The 16,606-nt window shown below is 40.3% G+C and carries 23 protein-coding genes; 6 read left to right on the top strand and 17 right to left on the bottom strand.

Annotated elements, in window-relative coordinates; all coding sequences use genetic code 11:
- Positions 1-63: 63 nt before the first annotated feature.
- On the bottom strand, positions 64-339 hold the full coding sequence (locus tag ABD010_RS10720; RefSeq protein WP_343812856.1) for a Spo0E family sporulation regulatory protein-aspartic acid phosphatase: 276 nt from the start codon (positions 337-339) through the stop codon (positions 64-66).
- 433 nt (positions 340-772) lie between these two features.
- Between ABD010_RS10720 and ABD010_RS10715 the strand changes: the two genes are divergently transcribed.
- On the top strand, positions 773-2,146 hold the full coding sequence (locus ABD010_RS10715; protein ID WP_343812854.1) for an MATE family efflux transporter: 1,374 nt from the start codon (positions 773-775) through the stop codon (positions 2,144-2,146).
- A gap of 91 nt (positions 2,147-2,237) precedes the next feature.
- On the opposite strand, the gene ABD010_RS10710 is transcribed toward ABD010_RS10715, so the two are convergent.
- The 4 genes from ABD010_RS10710 to ABD010_RS10695 form a co-directional block, all read right to left on the bottom strand.
- Positions 2,238-2,735, bottom strand: coding sequence for a DUF899 family protein (locus ABD010_RS10710; protein ID WP_343812852.1), 498 nt, complete (start codon positions 2,733-2,735; stop codon positions 2,238-2,240).
- A gap of 158 nt (positions 2,736-2,893) precedes the next feature.
- Positions 2,894-3,238, bottom strand: coding sequence for a DUF899 family protein (locus tag ABD010_RS10705; RefSeq protein ID WP_343812850.1), 345 nt, complete (start codon positions 3,236-3,238; stop codon positions 2,894-2,896).
- Between the two features lie 34 nt (positions 3,239-3,272).
- A complete protein-coding gene (locus ABD010_RS10700) occupies positions 3,273-3,758 on the bottom strand; it encodes an NUDIX hydrolase (RefSeq protein WP_343812848.1) in 486 nt (161 codons plus the stop codon).
- Positions 3,759-3,978: 220 nt separating this feature from the next.
- Complete coding sequence (locus ABD010_RS10695; RefSeq protein WP_343812846.1) at positions 3,979-4,131, bottom strand: hypothetical protein; 153 nt, start codon at positions 4,129-4,131, stop codon at positions 3,979-3,981.
- A gap of 748 nt (positions 4,132-4,879) precedes the next feature.
- Here ABD010_RS10695 and ABD010_RS10690 point away from each other — a divergent pair.
- Positions 4,880-5,176, top strand: a complete 297-nt coding sequence (locus ABD010_RS10690; RefSeq protein ID WP_343812844.1) for a hypothetical protein — start codon at positions 4,880-4,882, stop codon at positions 5,174-5,176.
- A 16-nt stretch (positions 5,177-5,192) separates the two neighbouring features.
- Positions 5,193-5,336 (top strand): hypothetical protein, encoded by a 144-nt coding sequence (locus tag ABD010_RS10685; RefSeq protein ID WP_343812842.1) that lies wholly within the window; start codon positions 5,193-5,195, stop codon positions 5,334-5,336.
- 212 nt (positions 5,337-5,548) lie between these two features.
- Here the strand turns inward: ABD010_RS10685 and ABD010_RS10680 are convergent, their stop codons facing one another.
- The 12 genes from ABD010_RS10680 to ABD010_RS10625 form a co-directional block, all read right to left on the bottom strand.
- A complete protein-coding gene (locus ABD010_RS10680) occupies positions 5,549-6,121 on the bottom strand; it encodes a CBO0543 family protein (RefSeq protein WP_343812840.1) in 573 nt (190 codons plus the stop codon).
- 243 nt (positions 6,122-6,364) lie between these two features.
- Positions 6,365-6,919, bottom strand: a complete 555-nt coding sequence (locus tag ABD010_RS10675; RefSeq protein ID WP_343812837.1) for a GNAT family N-acetyltransferase — start codon at positions 6,917-6,919, stop codon at positions 6,365-6,367.
- A complete protein-coding gene (locus ABD010_RS10670) occupies positions 6,909-7,373 on the bottom strand; it encodes a GNAT family N-acetyltransferase (protein ID WP_343812834.1) in 465 nt (154 codons plus the stop codon). The genes ABD010_RS10675 and ABD010_RS10670 overlap by 11 nt, the downstream gene beginning before the upstream one ends.
- 14 nt (positions 7,374-7,387) lie before the next feature.
- Positions 7,388-7,843 carry a helix-hairpin-helix domain-containing protein gene (locus ABD010_RS10665; protein ID WP_343812832.1) on the bottom strand — a complete coding sequence of 152 codons (456 nt, stop codon included), beginning with the start codon at positions 7,841-7,843 and terminating at the stop codon, positions 7,388-7,390.
- A 64-nt stretch (positions 7,844-7,907) separates the two neighbouring features.
- Positions 7,908-8,282: a hotdog domain-containing protein gene (locus tag ABD010_RS10660; protein WP_390350859.1), complete on the bottom strand. Its 375-nt coding sequence runs from the start codon at positions 8,280-8,282 to the stop codon at positions 7,908-7,910.
- An 89-nt stretch (positions 8,283-8,371) separates the two neighbouring features.
- Entirely contained in the window at positions 8,372-8,731 is a 360-nt protein-coding gene (locus ABD010_RS10655; RefSeq protein ID WP_343812830.1) for a VOC family protein, read from the bottom strand.
- A 93-nt stretch (positions 8,732-8,824) separates the two neighbouring features.
- Positions 8,825-9,562, bottom strand: coding sequence for a CPBP family intramembrane glutamic endopeptidase (locus ABD010_RS10650; protein ID WP_343812827.1), 738 nt, complete (start codon positions 9,560-9,562; stop codon positions 8,825-8,827).
- Positions 9,563-9,609: 47 nt separating this feature from the next.
- On the bottom strand, positions 9,610-10,191 hold the full coding sequence (locus ABD010_RS10645; RefSeq protein WP_343812824.1) for a histidine phosphatase family protein: 582 nt from the start codon (positions 10,189-10,191) through the stop codon (positions 9,610-9,612).
- A gap of 157 nt (positions 10,192-10,348) precedes the next feature.
- The gene (locus tag ABD010_RS10640; protein ID WP_343812822.1) at positions 10,349-11,323 is read right to left on the bottom strand and encodes a cation diffusion facilitator family transporter; all 975 of its coding nucleotides are present in this window, start codon (positions 11,321-11,323) and stop codon (positions 10,349-10,351) included.
- A 547-nt stretch (positions 11,324-11,870) separates the two neighbouring features.
- Complete coding sequence (locus ABD010_RS10635; RefSeq protein ID WP_343812820.1) at positions 11,871-12,098, bottom strand: hypothetical protein; 228 nt, start codon at positions 12,096-12,098, stop codon at positions 11,871-11,873.
- A gap of 249 nt (positions 12,099-12,347) precedes the next feature.
- Positions 12,348-12,752, bottom strand: coding sequence for a VOC family protein (locus ABD010_RS10630; protein WP_343812818.1), 405 nt, complete (start codon positions 12,750-12,752; stop codon positions 12,348-12,350).
- A 6-nt stretch (positions 12,753-12,758) separates the two neighbouring features.
- The gene (locus tag ABD010_RS10625; protein WP_343812816.1) at positions 12,759-13,661 is read right to left on the bottom strand and encodes a LysR family transcriptional regulator; all 903 of its coding nucleotides are present in this window, start codon (positions 13,659-13,661) and stop codon (positions 12,759-12,761) included.
- Between the two features lie 108 nt (positions 13,662-13,769).
- Here ABD010_RS10625 and ABD010_RS10620 point away from each other — a divergent pair, with 108 nt between their 5' ends.
- From ABD010_RS10620 to ABD010_RS10610, 3 genes are all read left to right on the top strand, one after another.
- Positions 13,770-14,783 (top strand): YeiH family protein, encoded by a 1,014-nt coding sequence (locus ABD010_RS10620; protein ID WP_343812814.1) that lies wholly within the window; start codon positions 13,770-13,772, stop codon positions 14,781-14,783.
- 229 nt (positions 14,784-15,012) lie between these two features.
- On the top strand, positions 15,013-15,432 hold the full coding sequence (locus tag ABD010_RS10615) for a hypothetical protein (protein ID WP_343812812.1): 420 nt from the start codon (positions 15,013-15,015) through the stop codon (positions 15,430-15,432).
- 89 nt (positions 15,433-15,521) lie between these two features.
- Positions 15,522-16,520, top strand: coding sequence for an NAD(P)/FAD-dependent oxidoreductase (locus tag ABD010_RS10610; RefSeq protein ID WP_343812810.1), 999 nt, complete (start codon positions 15,522-15,524; stop codon positions 16,518-16,520).
- Positions 16,521-16,606: the final 86 nt, after the last annotated feature.

Here is a 16,606-nt window from a genome sequence, read left to right as displayed (position 1 = left end):
CCATCAAGCATGGAGGTATTGGACATCCAATAAACCATTTCATATCCAATCTGAGTTTCCTTGTTATTTCGGTTTCTTTGCTTTTTTCAACGCCTGATTGTATTCATTTAATAATACATCCAAGCACTGTGAAATAACCAAAACCTGTGGATCATTCGGATCGTGATAATAGGTTTTATACATTTTTTCCCTTGTTTCTTCTATTTTTCTATTTAATTCTTTGATGCTACACAAACTTTCGTACTCCCTCTCCATCAACGTTGAATCTAATCCGCAGAATGGAGTTGTAAACTGCTTGTTCTCTTTTGAAAAAATCCATATGGTGTCTACTGCAGTCATGTGAATATCGTGCAGTTATCTTTTCACATTCATTATACACCTATTCGATTTTCATTACAGTTATTCTTCCATGCTGGAAAAAATTCTTCATTATCTCCATAATAACTGAATTGACCAACGATAAACAACACGATACCTTGGATGTCCAATTCTTTTCTGTGCGAAATAGTGAATTCGACCCCCTTTATGTATTATTTCCCACCCATATTTTTGAATCCAAGATGTTTTGCATAATACCGTCTATTAACTGATCAAGTTCAAATTTTATATAGAGATAACTTAGTACTTGATACCCATCTCCTCATAATATAAACGTTCTTCATTCTATTTGTACGATAACAATATGATATACAATTTTATTTCGTTAAAGGTGGAGACTTCCCACCTAAAATTGATAAAATGAACATTACTTACTAAATGGAGAAGTTTAAAAATGGGTCGAAAACGAAAAGACAAGATTCAGGTGAAAAAACAGCATAATTTTACAGAAGGAAATATTTTCAAGCAGTTACTTATATTTTCCGGACCACTGATGCTGACGAATCTGCTGCAGACATCATACCAATTCGCCGATAGTCTTTGGGTCGGAAACCTGCTTGGGGCGAATGCGCTGGGAGCAGTGGCGATTGCTAGTACAATTATTTTTACAGTGCTTTCATTTGTGCTGGGGCTGAATAATGCAGCTCTGACTATTCTTTCCCAGCAAAAAGGGAAAGAAAACGAATCCGGACTGAAACGCTATCTGAATGCCTTTGTTGTGATTTTAACGATTCTCGCGCTGGCACTGAGCGCTTTCGGGTTTGTCCTGGCAGAACAACTGCTGCACCTGTTGGGGACACCGGAGAATATGCTTCATGAAGCCAAGACGTACTTACAGATCAATTTTCTCGGCATCCTGTTCTTATTCGGCTACAACTTTATCAGCACTGTACTGAGGGCACTGGGTGACAGCAGGACCCCGCTGCGATTCGTCATGATCGCCGTCCTGCTCAACATCCTGCTTAATCCGTTATTCATTGCCGGGATGAACTTCGGTATCAATGGAGCAGCATATGCTACGATAGTGGCACAAGGTACAGCATTTTTGTACGGGGTCATTTATGTATTATCCAAAAAACTCGCTCCCTTCCGTTTCCCGACTATCCCCTCAAAACAAGAGGTGAAGTTGATTTTAAACCTGGGTATTCCGGCCGGACTGCAGATGGCCGTTATTTCAGCCGGATCAGCAGCCATCATGAGCGTTGTCACCATTTTTGGAAGCAGTGTCGTGGCAGGTTTCGGGGCAGCCCAGCGTCTGGACAAAATCCTGATGCTGCCGGCCCATGCACTGGGGACAGCTGTAAACAGTATGGCCGGACAAAACATTGGTGTCCATGACTGGGAGCGGGTGAAGAAGATCGCCAAATACGGTGTTCTGTACAATTTTTCGATTATGCTGCTGATCGGGCTCATCGTGATATTATTTGCGGAATATGGCATCCGGATGTTTATTGGGGAGGCTGAAGCAGTGTCATTCGGGACAACGTATTTGCAGATTGTTGCCTTATGTTATCCGTTTCTCGGTATCAACTTTATTTTAAATGGCATTGTAAGGGCGTCCGGCGCCATGTATCAGGTATTAGTGTTGAATATCATCTCGTTCTGGGTGCTCCGTTTCCCGTTAAGCTACGTTTTTTCCATCTGGTTCGGCGATACAGGAATCCCGCTTGGTATGGGTGCGAGCTTCCTGCTAAGCAGCTTTGCCTCATTCATGTACTTCCGCTTTGGCAAATGGCGTGAGAAGCAGTTGTTCGCAGGGGGAAATTAAGACATCCATCTATAAAATTATCGAAGTCTCCTTATTTTTAGTAGGGGAAAATCCTGAAAATATGGTGAATAGGATGTCTTATGAACGATGATTATGTTTGATCATCATGACAACAAAAGTTAGAGCTGCTCGTGTTACCATAATCGTCATGAAGACGCCACCATTCATACGGAGCGGATTGGGGCCAACCTCCCGGCGAGGATTCCCAGGTTTCTTGCCGGCCTAATGGTGTTAAATCAAGGTAGTTGAAAGGAATAAAGAGAGAATCCAGCCCCCTTAAAAACGTTGAATATGTGTGGAAGATACGGGAACCATCACGAAGAAAAACACTCAATCCCTGTTGCTGACGCTGTTCGCCACTAGTAGTTGTAGCCTCAAAATCGTAATTAAAATCGCTCTCAAAAGAAGAGAACCAAGGTATACTCCAATTCATACGCTCTTTAAAAGGTTTAACTTTGTCCATTGCGGCGTGGGAAACCAAAACTAAAGAAGTATCACGAGCATGCAAAGAACAAAAGCGGAAGCGCCCGTTTAGCGACGTACAAACTGGAGCACTCCGCAATGAGATAAAGGAAACACGCCCCTTCATAGGGGTGTGCTGACGTTGGCCGCAAAGGCCGGTTTTAGTCGGCCTTCCTTAAAGTACGAACCGATGTTGACTTATCGTAGTGTGGAAGTGTGAAGTTTGCTAGTCGCTGGGCGCTGGAGCTGGACGTGGCTGATTAGGAGCAAGTGCGTTATCCACATCTACAAAATTTTATAATTTCCTGTACAATGAGAAAGGTGCCCCATGCTGTCAACAATCATGGAACAACCCTCGCAGCCTTCCTCCCAACTTGGGTCAAACATGAAATGATAGACAATAAGCTGGCGTCGTCCCTCAAATAAATCAAGCAGACTAGCTTTGCCATCTGGTCCTTCGAGAATATAATCTTTATCAACCGCGACCATAGGGAGACGGCGACGCTCGGCACTTAGTGCATCTCTTGCACGAGTTAGTTCCTTTTCCTTATCCAGCAATTTTTGCCGTGCCACAAGCCACTCGTCTCGCGTTACTATTTTTGGTAGATGTGTAATACCCTCTGAACTCATACAGTATACCCCTTTTCTATTTAACTAATAATCACTAAACCGTTCTTTTATGCTTCAATTTAAATTCCGGTTGAGTTACGTAATCCATGTAAAAAACATGCCCTTCGAAATCCAAATAAGCTTGGAATCTTGTCCTGAGTGCAGGAGAAGTCACCATATCTAGCACTTCATTCTTTTTTACCCATTGGCTATTTGATGTTTCATCTGAAGAAGACAGTTCTCCGCCTATGGGCTTACATACATAATCAAACATTACTTTCGTAGGCACTGTTTTCACTCCGCTATGCCCTTTGTATGTTCCGGTGTTGGAATAAATGGCAGTTAGATGGGAGACTTTAACATCAATACCGCTTTCTTCTTTTACTTCTCTAATTAATCCATCCATCAGGTTTTCACCAACCTCTACTTGACCACCGGGAAAAACCCACTGATCACTTCGGCGTTCCTTAACAATTAGTATCTCTTCCTGATCGTTTTCCACAATTCCTAGTGCTGCAACAATATGTACAGGCATCTGCATTGAATCAACCTCCAAAAAGAACAATATATAAAATCCTTGTGATCAGATTACTCGCTTACCCTTTTAGTAAATACTACCACATCCAATTGATTTCGTGTAAGCATTACCAAATCTGTATTTAATTTACAGAGAATTATGCTGTTAGCCAGAGAAGGGGTGCAATAATAACTTCTTGCACCCTTTCACAGCACACTAAAAACCATTCACTATTGCTTCGTTATTACATATGAATTAGTTCGTCGCGTTTTCTTTTTGTTTCTCCAACGAGTCGGTTAACCAATAAACGATGTTCATATCGTTCAGCAATTGTTTCCGGTTTCGGTTTGCGAACGGAAACGGTAACCGTCATTACAAATAAATTTATACGTAGCATTTTTTTCACGCCTTTCCATCTTTCAATTCTTTCACGTCATTCCTGTCACTATCGTTTCCCAATCACGTTTAATTTCAAATTCCATCATGTGCACCACCTTTCTTTGTGTCTGAAATAAAAATATATAAAAAATGCCATAAGCTTACCTGCTCACGGCATTTTTAACCAAAAATAACAAAATTTAACATTAATCAGGCATAAAAATACCGCATGGGCTTCAAACAAACCCCATGCGGTTGCAGTCATGATTTTATTACATCAAGATACTCCACAGAGGCAAGAATGAAAATGATAAAAAATATTTTGTTCTAATGTATGTGTCAATGTGATGTACGTCATTTCATTCAGCCTCCTTTCGCTTGTTAATAATTGTATAACCGGATTATACGGGGAAACAGCCGATTTGTAAAGCCCATTTTTAAAATTATCAGTCAAGTCCATTAGATTTAGGGGCAGAATCAGCAGACTTCAACCAATCAGTAATATAAGTTCAGAAAAAATGCTTGCATTTAGAATCCATACCTTATGCCTCTGCCTATACAAAATAAAATTATAATCATAGGATGGATAAGAAAGACACAAAAATATCCAGAAACCAACCAATCCTGTATTATGCCTTAATGTCCTTTATTATTACGTATTCCTTCAATACAGTTCTTCGATAAAATGCTGATCCTACATATTCGGCTTTTTATCATACTCTATTTTGAACTACAAATACCTTCATTTGTCTAAGGAGGTGTCATATATGCCCAATCAAAATAACCGGAAAACCAATGTTCATTCGTTTACAACAGCTGATTTATTACGGCAACGTAACTTAGAAATCGTTGCGGCTGCATTACTTGTTACGGGAAAGCTTAAAATCGATTATGTTACCGTTTATCGAGATGAGCCAACAGTTGATGTACTCATTACTGGAGAATTACCGCAACCGAATTCTAAAAATAACAATATGAATCGAATGGCTAAATTTTTGAAGGACAACGGTGATATGACCATTAACGATGTTATGGGAGCGATTAATCAGCGTCTAAGTGAATAGAAAGGAGAGATAATAAATGTTTGAGGAATTTGATGGAGTAGCCTTTAATCAAGGAATTATCATTGTTCTATTAATTTTCTTGTTTATATTTGGAACTGTCGCTGGTGGAAATGGCGAAAACCAGGGTCAAGGTCAACAAGTACAGCAGGCTATGGCTTAGTAAACGAATTACCACTTGGATTAAAAAGTATCCTACATTCTATGAGTAATTCTCTCCTTGACACTGATAATAGTCTTTTTTTAAAACGCTGGATCTGATTGTTCAGCGTTTTTCATGTACCCCATCCAGTAATGTATCCCTTCCTCTTTTTAAGGCTATCCATAGACTGTACTTTAGTTCACTGATTATATACAACTGTAAATGCGATACCTTTAGGTTGATTTCTTTTCTTTTTCAAAATGAACAAATATGTTGGTTATCCATTTGGACATCACCATTACAATTAAATATCCCAGAATTACATACAGATAATTAATTCCATTTTTCACTTGAAATAAGTCAACAGTTGACAACAAAGGCCTCCATACAAAAGCGAGTATTAAGCACAGACCTGTTGCATACAGGTAGTAATTTTTGTCATGGTTTATTGTCCATTGATAAACGAACATAAAAACTACTGGAACAAAAGATGCCTCAAATGTAAATACAGGCAAATAAGGGATTAACTTATATGGAAAGCTCCATAATTCATTATATATCGCTATTTCATCCAAATAATTTAACCAAACATGAATATTAAAACCAAAGAAACCAATTTGAAGTGCTTTTTTTCTGTCGATAAATAAATATAGACAAATTAAGGATAATACTAAGACAGTTAGCAAAAACCAAAATTCCCATGAATGAAGGCTAGAATACTGTTGCCAATAATCAATCTTTATTGGTGTAAGTTTATTTTCTAATTTATTTATCTGTTCAATTTGTTTGATTTGTTCAGTCTCCAAAAATAAGCACCCCCTTTTCAATTTACATGTGAAAAATCCAGGATTCACTTACCATTTAACAGTATCTCCAGTATTACCTGTAATATGTATCTGCTGTTTGCAGCACAGGATATTGGATGACAAAATAAAAAACCTCAGCCCTTTAGCTGAAGCTCTTGCTGTTCTCCATTTATTCCCGATTATACTTTATGCAAAAAATAGCCTAATTCCGGTTCTTCACTGCAATAAGAAACCGCATTATCATCACCCAACAAAGCCTTTACTGTTCCATTCATAAAAAACAAACTTCAAATTTTCGCCATTCATTTCAAACATTTCAGCGCTGGTCCCCTTATATGTAAAGCCGTTTTTCACCAAAACCTGTTGTGAAGCTATATTATTTGCAGTTGTTTTAGCATGAATCTGATGAACTTCCAGGTCCTTCATATGTTCCAACAGCATGGCAAGCGCCCGCTTAGCAACACCCATTCCAATATAATCCTTACCCACCCTGTAGCCGAGATGTCCTTTTCTCTGCTGCTTATTAATGTCTACAAGATTAATCCTGCCAAGAATGGAACGGCCTTTATCTTTAATTAAATAAAAGTATGAATCTCCCTTCTCTTGTTCTTTAAGCAATGACTCATGACGCTTCATAAATTCCTCAGGCACATAATAATCATCCCCGCGGGTTGGCACCATTTTTTCAAAAAAATCTCTGTTTTCATGCTCAAACTTATACAGTGAATCTGAATCCCGGGCACATAATTTCCATAAGAAGTCCCCATTCCAGTGGAATACTGTAAAACTAGCATTCATAGACCATCTTTAAAAATTCGTACCTGTCGCCGTTCGTATCCTGCATAAATGTTCCGGCGTCATCAAATCCAAGCCTCCGATATACTTTTATTGCCCGTTGATTAAATGTTGCAACTGCCAGTGTTATGTTGATTGGGTCATATTTTGACCGAACAAAATCCATGCCTGCTTTCAGAAATTCCCGGCCCTTACCCTTCCCTGTCAAGTCCGGACGCATGCCTAAACCAATATCCACACTGCCGTCCGATTTTTTATCAGCACTAAAAAATCCGATTAGTTCGTTATCACTCATAACAGCAAAACTGGAATCGCACCTTGCTTCGGGATCCAGAAATTCTTCCAGATCTTCCTTATCAGCCTCCATGTCATAAAAGGAATACTTATCCTCATAATGCCAATTATAGGCAATATCTTCAGCCTGTTTTTGTGTTATTTTTTTAAATTCATATGTCATTTTAAACCCCCTTCCTATTCATACCATGGCTTTTCAGGCCGGTCCTTGGGATACCCCATTCTTTCCCGGTACCTTTTCCTCTCGCTCGTAAAATCAAACCACTGTTTATCAAAGGCTGGGCTATTTGCATAAGCAACCACACAGCGGATTTGATCCTCCACGCAACTATCGGTCCACACGCCTAATCGTTTTTCCAATTCATCAAGCAATTCCGCACCATGCTTATCTTTTATCGCTTCCAGGGAAAAAATCTGTAATTGATAAACCAGCTTCTCAGCCAATTTATGACCGATGGAGGGAACAAGTTGAAATTCGGCCAGACCCTTCATTTCTTTTGTCCTTTCGTATGACGCATTCAGTATTTCAGCCAGTTGTTCAGTACTTTGGCTATGTATCTCGCTGATTTTAATCTTTGCCTTTCTCAACCTTTCTTTTTCATCCAGTGTCAGTGGCAATGTCGGATTGGACATTTTAATCAGGCCCCTTTATCGCATGATTTGTTAATCCTTATTCCAAAAATACGATGTGACCAATTTAACGTATCACACCAGCGAAATATCCCTTCAACACTTCTCTGTCTTTCTGATTTCTGCATCTAAAAGATGAGGTAATAGCCGTTCTGTCCGTCTGCCTCTCCAGCTTATCAACGGTTACTTCACAGATTATCTTATCACCGGTAAAAACTGGGCGCAGAAATTCAAATTCCATCGTTCGGGCAAGCACATTGTTATCCCCGCCGATTTTAGTTGGTAACGTCGCGGTCAGCAGTCCCTGGATGACAACTCTTCCTTGTTCATCAGGGGTAAGATGGTGCTTCCCCTCATCACCTGAAATTCGTGTAAATAATTCAACGTCTTCCATCGTAAATGTCCGTTCAAATGTAATGATAGCTCCTTCGTGTAACGTCAACTATCTCCCTCCAGCACCATTCAGGTTCATTTTCCTTATGATAATATATATTATTCGACAAAATCCGAGTGGTGCCAGACACCTTAAAACTACTTCTCCTGTATCATTTCCACCCTGTTGCCAAAAGGGTCCCTAAACTCAAACCGATCAAATCCAGGGATTGGAACACACTCAAATATTGTAACGATGTCCTTCAATTCACTTCTCCAATACATTATATCTTCCACCTGATAAGCGATGTGTGCCTTTGTTTGTGTTCGGTCAAAACCTTCCTCAGTTCCAATATGTACTTGTCTGTCTCCAACTTGCAGCCAAAATCCACCGCGACTTTTTAATGAATCAGGCTTATCAATTTCGGGGAGACCCAATACCCCGCAGTAGAAAGCTTTCCCATCCTTTTCCCTGTGTTTAGGAATCGTTATCTGTGTATGATGCAAACCTAGTATCATCTAAACTCCCCCTCAAAAATCACATAAACGACTGTGCGCTGTCATAAAACACAGCCACCTCTATTTCCTCACAAATAGCAGTACTCTCAACTTTTAAAAAAGCTGGTATACAGAAATAACGTGCGCCAGTAAAACAATCGAAATGAAGTTCCAAATTCCATGAATAATGATGGCAGGAATAATCGATTTCGTATAATGCGTTACCAGTCCAAGAATAACTCCGGTCGCTGCCAACGCTGCCAGCCGGGTTATGCCAAATTCGAAATGTCCAACGGCAAACAGAGTGGATGAAATAACCAGTCCAATCCCAAGGTTATATTTCTTTATCAAAAAGTTCATGAGGATACCCCGGAAAAAGACTTCCTCACATATGGGAGCGATTACACTTCCGAATAAAATAACAGACCATGCTTGATAAATCGCTGCATTATCGTGTTGTGTCTTCGCAAGGAAAAATTCAGAAAGTCCGTTCAAATAATATATTGCGTGATTAATCATTCCATAGTAGAAAAAATAGTGAACCAGAAGTAACACGATAAGACCCAGAATAAAGACAACATAAAAACGCAGCTCCAAAATTTTGCGAAAGCCCCATTGCTGCTTCATCCATGTTCTGATTGGCCTGTATACGAGAATTGGAATAAAAAATAAAAACGGTTCATAAAATCCTCGCAAATACCATGGATTGTCAATCAAATGAAGATATCCAAAAACATACATAAGAACAAGTGACCAGACAACAAAAAGACCAAACCAACAATAAAACTGTTTTGATGAAAGCAGCTCATGCTTCAGACCCTTTAAATCCGCAGTTTTTACTAAGTTCTCCACGGAACCCCCCTCATAAAAAATGTATATCCTTTAAGCTGTCATCATTTTTATGCTTTTACCGATAAATGTTTTGTACAATTATACAAATCACATTCCCAGCCGCTCTTACATTTAATAAGTGTTGTAAAAGAGGTGTTATGTAATGACTCAACCATGTTTTCATCAGGAATGAGCGCATTTAAAAGACGTTTAATAAATGCACCGTGACTGACAATCAGCACTCTTTGGCTGTCATGTTTTACATTAATTTCTTCAATAAACGACATTCCCCGGGAAATAATGCTTTCATTCGACTCAAATTTCATGTCCAACTCCCGCCAGTCAACTCCCCATTTTTCCACCCGTTCTTCCTCAGTCGTCCCTTCAATAAGCCCACCGCTTCGTTCACGTAATCTTGGATCCAGATGCAGCGGCACGCCAATTTTTTTCACAATAATCTCTGCTGTTTGCTTTGCCCGTAAAAGATCACTGGCATACACAACATCCCAATTGGCAATTTCCGGTCGTTCGGCAAGTAACCTCGCTTCCTGCAATCCCTGTTCAGCAAGTGGTATATCAGAATTCCCTTGTGCTCTTCCTTCAATATTCCACGGTGTAATACCATGTCGGATAAATCCCAGTTTAGTCATAGCTGTTTATTCCCCCCGTTCATTTACTATATCCATAATAACACAAATTTTCTGATAGGGAGGGGAATTACACGAAGAATTCCGAACAAAAAAACTTCATTCAGAGGAGAGTCCAATACCCCCTGAATGAAGTGTTACCACCATGTTTTATACCAAGTTAAGTTGCCCCCCCAGGGTTATTCCAATTCTGTACCTGGTCATCCTGATCAAACTCAATAATCACATCGGTTACGCCTTTTTCGTCTAAAATCTTCTTTTCGATACCATCGCGAATTTTGTCAGCCTCTTTTATTGTCATCTCCGAATCCAGTTCAATTTTTAATTCAACATACAATTCCTGGCCTTGCCTGATAACTTTTAGATCACGTATATCCTTTACACGGGATGCTTCAAAAACATACTCGCCAATTTTGCCTTCCATTTTCTCGTCGGAAATCCCTAAAATACCAGCAGCGTTATCAAGAAACGTTCGTCCAACCACAAAAAACAACATAAGCCCAATAATGACGGAGGCATATCCTTCAGCTGCGTGAAACGGTGTGAAAGTTCCAATAAGAATACCGATAATAGCTATCAGAGCACCACTTGTGGCCACCAGATCCTCTAAAAACACAAGTTTGGTTGCCGGTTTTGCATCGCCAGCGTTTTTGAAGCTTTCTGTCACAATTTTAAACCCTGTTATATCTTCACCTTCCACGTCCGCTGTTATCTCTTTCATTGCTTTATACAAAACAAATGCCTCGAGCACCGCTGCAAGTCCAAGAACGCCTATATTCAACCATAACCATGAACCTGAACCTGGTGGATCAATGATATGATGAATCCCTTTTACGATTGTCTCATACGCCAGAATACCGACGACTATAACAGCACCAAGTAAAACTAAATTTACTAATCGGGCAAACCCTTCCGGAAAACGGTCGGTTGGTTCCTTTTTACTTAGAGCAGAGCCAATGTATACAAATAATTGGTTTGCCGAATCCCCAATACTGTGCATAAATTCCGCAAACATTGCCACATTCCCTGTTATAAAAAAAACAATCCCTTTCACCGTAGCAACAACCGCATTTATAATACATGCCCATAACGCTGATCTGCTGCCATTTTTCAACAGACTAAAAAACTCTTTCATGTTTTTCCCCGCCTTTTCGCTGATACATTAATTAAGGTATTACTATTGTCTCAATGATTGGTTATCTTTACTCATTGGATTAGCAAGTATTTTAATTTAACAGCGGGTGTTTTGGGAACGCCTATTGCAAAAGCAGCCGGCAGATTAGAGTCATACAGAACTAAACCAGTACAAATAAACAGTAACTCTTTCCGATTTTTCCATTTCCAAAAAGTTAAATAATAAATAGACCATTGCCGAGTAGACAATGGTCAGTTTTACTGACGAACAAGAATGTTATATTGTATAAGGTTTTCCCGATTCAATATAGTAAGAAACGAATTGAAAAACCTCATACAGTGTTCGCACATCATAGTTTTCTTTCCTTTTTCTACGGTCATTTGGATCATAGTGATGATGATGGGGCTCGGTTTCTATTTTATATTCGTCAGGTGTCCATTCCGAATCGTGCGAATCATTCCCCCACCCAGAAATATGATGAAATCTCACTCCCATTTTAGGAATAATAATTTTCCAATGGTACTGGTAGCGATGAACATAACCTGCCTCAGTTTTCTACAGCATGTAATCCTGTAATGCCATGAATAACAAATGGGAACAGCACCTCGAGCCGCTTTATCGTTCTTTTGAAGTCACCAAAAACTGATGCTTTATTCGATAGGTTTGAATAAGATTTTAAAAGGTGACCATAATCATCAAGAATGGAATCAACATCGGCAGGAAGCAGTATATCAGGTTGATTTATACTACCGTTTTGAGAATTTGGTTTTTTCACAATTACTTTCCCCCGATGTTTTCCAATATCTTACCTTTTTCATCTTCTAAATCTCGCCATAAATAATAATCTGCAGGGTCATCTAAGTTGTCTGGTGGGAGGATGATGAGTACATAGGGTATTATGGATAAAAAAACAAACCATATTGATTGATTCTATTTCAAAATGGTTTGTTTTTTTAATATTTTTAAAACTCATATCGCGAATGCGTTTCAAACTATTAACCCCGTTATTCCATTTAAGGTTATATTAACTGGATGGTTTCGTATAATTCAGCTCCCAGCTTATTCCATTCCTGTCTTTCACAATAGCATGTTTAGCGCCCCAAAACGTGTCCTGCAGTTCCATTTTTACCTCGCCATCTTCAGCTAGCTTGTTGTAGATATTCGAAATCTCTTCCTCTGAATCCAGGTCAGGTCCAAGCAGCATATCTGTGCCCTGCACCGTTTCTTCACTAAATACATCCGCCATGTAAAGAATGCTATTTTCATTTATATGCAATTCAGCATGTATATATTTTCCTTCATGTCCCTTAAACATTTCGATGCCGTCAGCAAGCTGGGTGTTTTTAATATTACCGCCAAATACTTGCTGATAAAATTCAATCGCTTCCTTACAGTTTTTGATTCGCAAATGTGGAACAATCTTTTTCATACATGTTCACTCCTTGTCATTCGTTGCTATCATTGTACCATTCCGCAGCAAATCAATAAAAACTTCCAATGCTTTTGTCTGAAAGGGTGATTTGGTTATAAAAGCAAATTGTCTTTTAAACGGAAGCCCGTCAACATTTAAAGTGACCAGATCACGATTTCGCACTTCCTTTTGGATAGCCCATTGTGACAGCAGCGTAATGCCAAGTCCGGCCTCCACCGCTCCTTTAATCGGCTGTGTACTGCTGAAATTCATTTGTTTAAGCGGTGAAATCCCGATGTCCACATACATATTTTCGGTTGCTTCCCTTGTACCGGATCCGCTTTCCCGGACAATCCACGTTTCCTGCTCCAACTCTGCTGCCGCAACAGGTGTTTTCTTTTTGGCAAGCGGATGTTCCGGTGAAGCTACAATATACATATGATCGGCAGAAAACACTTCCTTATTGAGCTGCTGCTCCTTAAAGTGTCCTTCAACAATGCCGATATCCAATTGATGAGATGATACCTGTTCAGCAATTACCGCAGTATTTCCAATCGTCACTTCCGGTTCAATGTCGGGGTACATTTCCTGAAGCTGCGCGATTATTTGTGGCAATACATATTCACCAAATGTATAACTCGCTCCTATTGACAGCGGTCCGTTCGCCTTGTTCGTCAAGTCATCGACAAGTGTCTGCATAGTGGTATAGAGTCCAAGAATTTCTTTCGCATGATGATATACGATCTCTCCCGCTTTATTCAGCCGGACATATTTATTGGACCGCTCCAAAAGTCTGGTGCCGATTGTTTCCTCAAACATGCGAATGTATTGACTGACCGCTGGCTGTGTCATGTGCAATTCCTCTGCCGCTCTTGAAAAATTCTTCTTTTCCGCAACTGCAATGAACACACTTAAATGCTGATCCATGGCTGTAACCATCCTTTTATTATAATAATTCACTTATGATTACTATTATAATGATTTATTTCACTTATACAAGGTATTCCCATATCCTTGATACAAGGAGGTTTTATTATGACGGACACCCAAGGAAAATCACCATTCACTGGAAAATGGCTTGGTGGTATCGCCTTTACATTTTTAATTGCTTTATTAGGATATTTGCTTGCAATGGTACCGGGATTCGACCGTGTCGGGCAGCTTGCCTGTGCGATAATCATTGCCATTGTTTACCGGCAATTTTTCGGATATCCGGAAGCAATTCGGGCAGGGATTGGTTTTTCATCAAAACGTCTCTTAAGGGCTGCCATTATTTTATACGGTCTTAAACTGAACATTGATGTCGTTTTGAATGATGGACTTGGATTGCTTGTCCGTGATGCAGGAGTTATCCTGTTTGCGATTCTGCTAACTGTCTGGCTGGCAAAAGTGTTTAAAGCGAATGACACGATATCGATGCTGCTTGGCGTCGGGACCGGTGTATGCGGTGCAGCAGCAATCGCAGCAGTCGCACCGATTATTAAAGCAAAGGATGAGGACACGGCGATTGGGGTAGGTATCATCGCCCTGATGGGAACTGTTTTCGCAATCGGCTACACCATAATCCGTCCCATCCTGCCAATGACACCCGTTGAATACGGTACATGGGCAGGTTCCAGTCTGCATGAGGTGGCACACGTCGCACTTGCTGCCGCACCAGGCGGGGAAGACGCATTGGCAATTGCGCTGTTGGCAAAACTCGGCCGTGTATTTTTGCTCGTTCCATTATGTTTTATTTTAATCTATTTCATGAAACGAAAAAATAAATCTGCAGAACAGCCTGAAACGAAAATTGAATTCCCCTGGTTTTTGGTTGGCTTTATCATTCTAAGTATCTTGGGCAGCTATGTATTTGGCCACTCCATTCCGGTATCAGATGGTGTCATGAATGTTGTCTTCGGTATCACCAATTGGCTGCTGACCGCGGCAATGGTCGGTCTTGGCCTGAATGTAAGCCTGCGCGACTTGCGGACGAAAGCATTAAAACCATTGATTGCAATGCTAATCACGTCCGTATGTCTGTCGGTAATTGTTTATTTTATTGTGTAAAAAATAATGCCGCATCCTCCTTATCGGGGGAGGCGGTATTTTTTATACTTTATCACTGCAAAAACATGCCATCATGCGGTGTTTTTTATATGCTCGGTTTTCACCTTTATCGTGATTATTCAGCCAATCTGAATACCGAGCATGGCATGGCCATACTCCCGTCCCGCATGTTTATCATAATCCTCCGAGGGAAAAAAGAAACAGCATTCTTTAACAGTGGGGGATCATCATGAATCGATTCGTAAAACTGGTTTTCATAGGCATTTTAGCCGGAATCATTTTGGCGGGGTTTTTAAATATCATTCAGTCACTTACTGGCAATCAGGCCTATATATTACTGTTTAACATGGACTATATCCCTGTTTTAAGCCAATGGAATAACGTACCCGGAATCGGATTGATTTTCCATTTTATAACATGCATTACGAGTGTAGTTGTCCTGTACTTCATTTTACAGCTCATGCGGTGGCACAAGCATTTTCTCCCCTATTTTCTGACATATACAATTGGCGGCGGCACTCTGTATACGTTAACCGCATTAACCGAGATACCACCGCTTTTAACGAACATAGCGGCATGGGGATTTTGGACGCTTGGACACGGGATCTATGGAGTTGTTGTCGGGTTACTGGTGAAGCATTGGAATTAACCCGCTGCCATATTCCAGTTGTCAAGGGGACCCCATAGTGCTACAATAATTGATAATGAATCTCAATTAGTAGGAAATGGGGAAATACGATGAACGGGGAACTTGAATTGTTTGATGTAACGATAATCGGCGGCGGCTCTGCCGGGTTATTTGCAGCATATTATACCGGCATGCGGGAGATGAAGACAAAAATTATTGAAAATCAATCCGAGCTGGGAGGCACAGTATCCGTTTTTTACCCGGAAAAATATATTTATGATGTGGGCGGTATTGCAAAAATTTCCGGGAATAAGCTGATCGAACAGCTAAAGGAACAGGCGCTGATGTTCGATCCCACTATTATTTTCAATCAAAAAGTGGAACGTCTCGAACAGCTGAATGATGGTACATATATCCTTACAACAAACACAGGTGAAAAGCATCACACCAAAACCGTCATTATCGCAGTTGGTCCAGGTGCTTTTTCCATAAATCGTTTAAAATTAAATAACCAATTCATTGACCCGGGTAAACATATCCATTACGAATCGGTTGATCCCAAAAATTTTGCCGGCAAAAATGTCCTTATTTATGGGGGCATCAATACCGCTGTATCGATGGCGAACAGTCTATCGAATAGTGCTGAAAACGTGTATCTGATGCATAAGCATGATAAATTTAAAGCCCTCGAATCCGATCTGGAGCAATTGAAGCATGCAGATGTTGAAATGCTGACCCCATATACGATGACAGGACTGGATGGAAATCGGGACTCGCTTGTCGGCGTTCATGCCCGGAATATTAAAACAAAAAAAGACCTGAATATACCAGTCGATGATCTGATTATTTGCCAAGGCTACAGTTTTGATGTATCACCGGTTACAGACTGGGGATTTACCCTGGAAAACCGGCGTATTCCGGTCAATGAAAACATGGAAACACATATGAAAGGCGTGTTCGTTGCCGGTGATATTGCAGGTTACCCGCAAAAATGGCGCCTGCTTGCATCAGCATTTAATGAGGCTGTTACAGCTGCAAATCATGCCAAATATCATGTTGATCCGGCCGCTGCTAAGCAGGTGTACAGTACGATTTTGTTTGATGAATAGAAAGCTAATATTGCTGAATCAGCAGGCAATTAATAGATCCGATCAAGACATAGGCAAAAGCCCGGCATGATATGAACCTGCCGGGC

This window comes from Virgibacillus siamensis (genome assembly GCF_039522605.1).
Lineage (GTDB): Bacteria > Bacillota > Bacilli > Bacillales > Amphibacillaceae > Lentibacillus > Lentibacillus siamensis.
The sequence above is the reverse complement of the archived record's forward strand: the minus strand, read 5'-3'. Positions and strand labels throughout refer to the sequence as shown.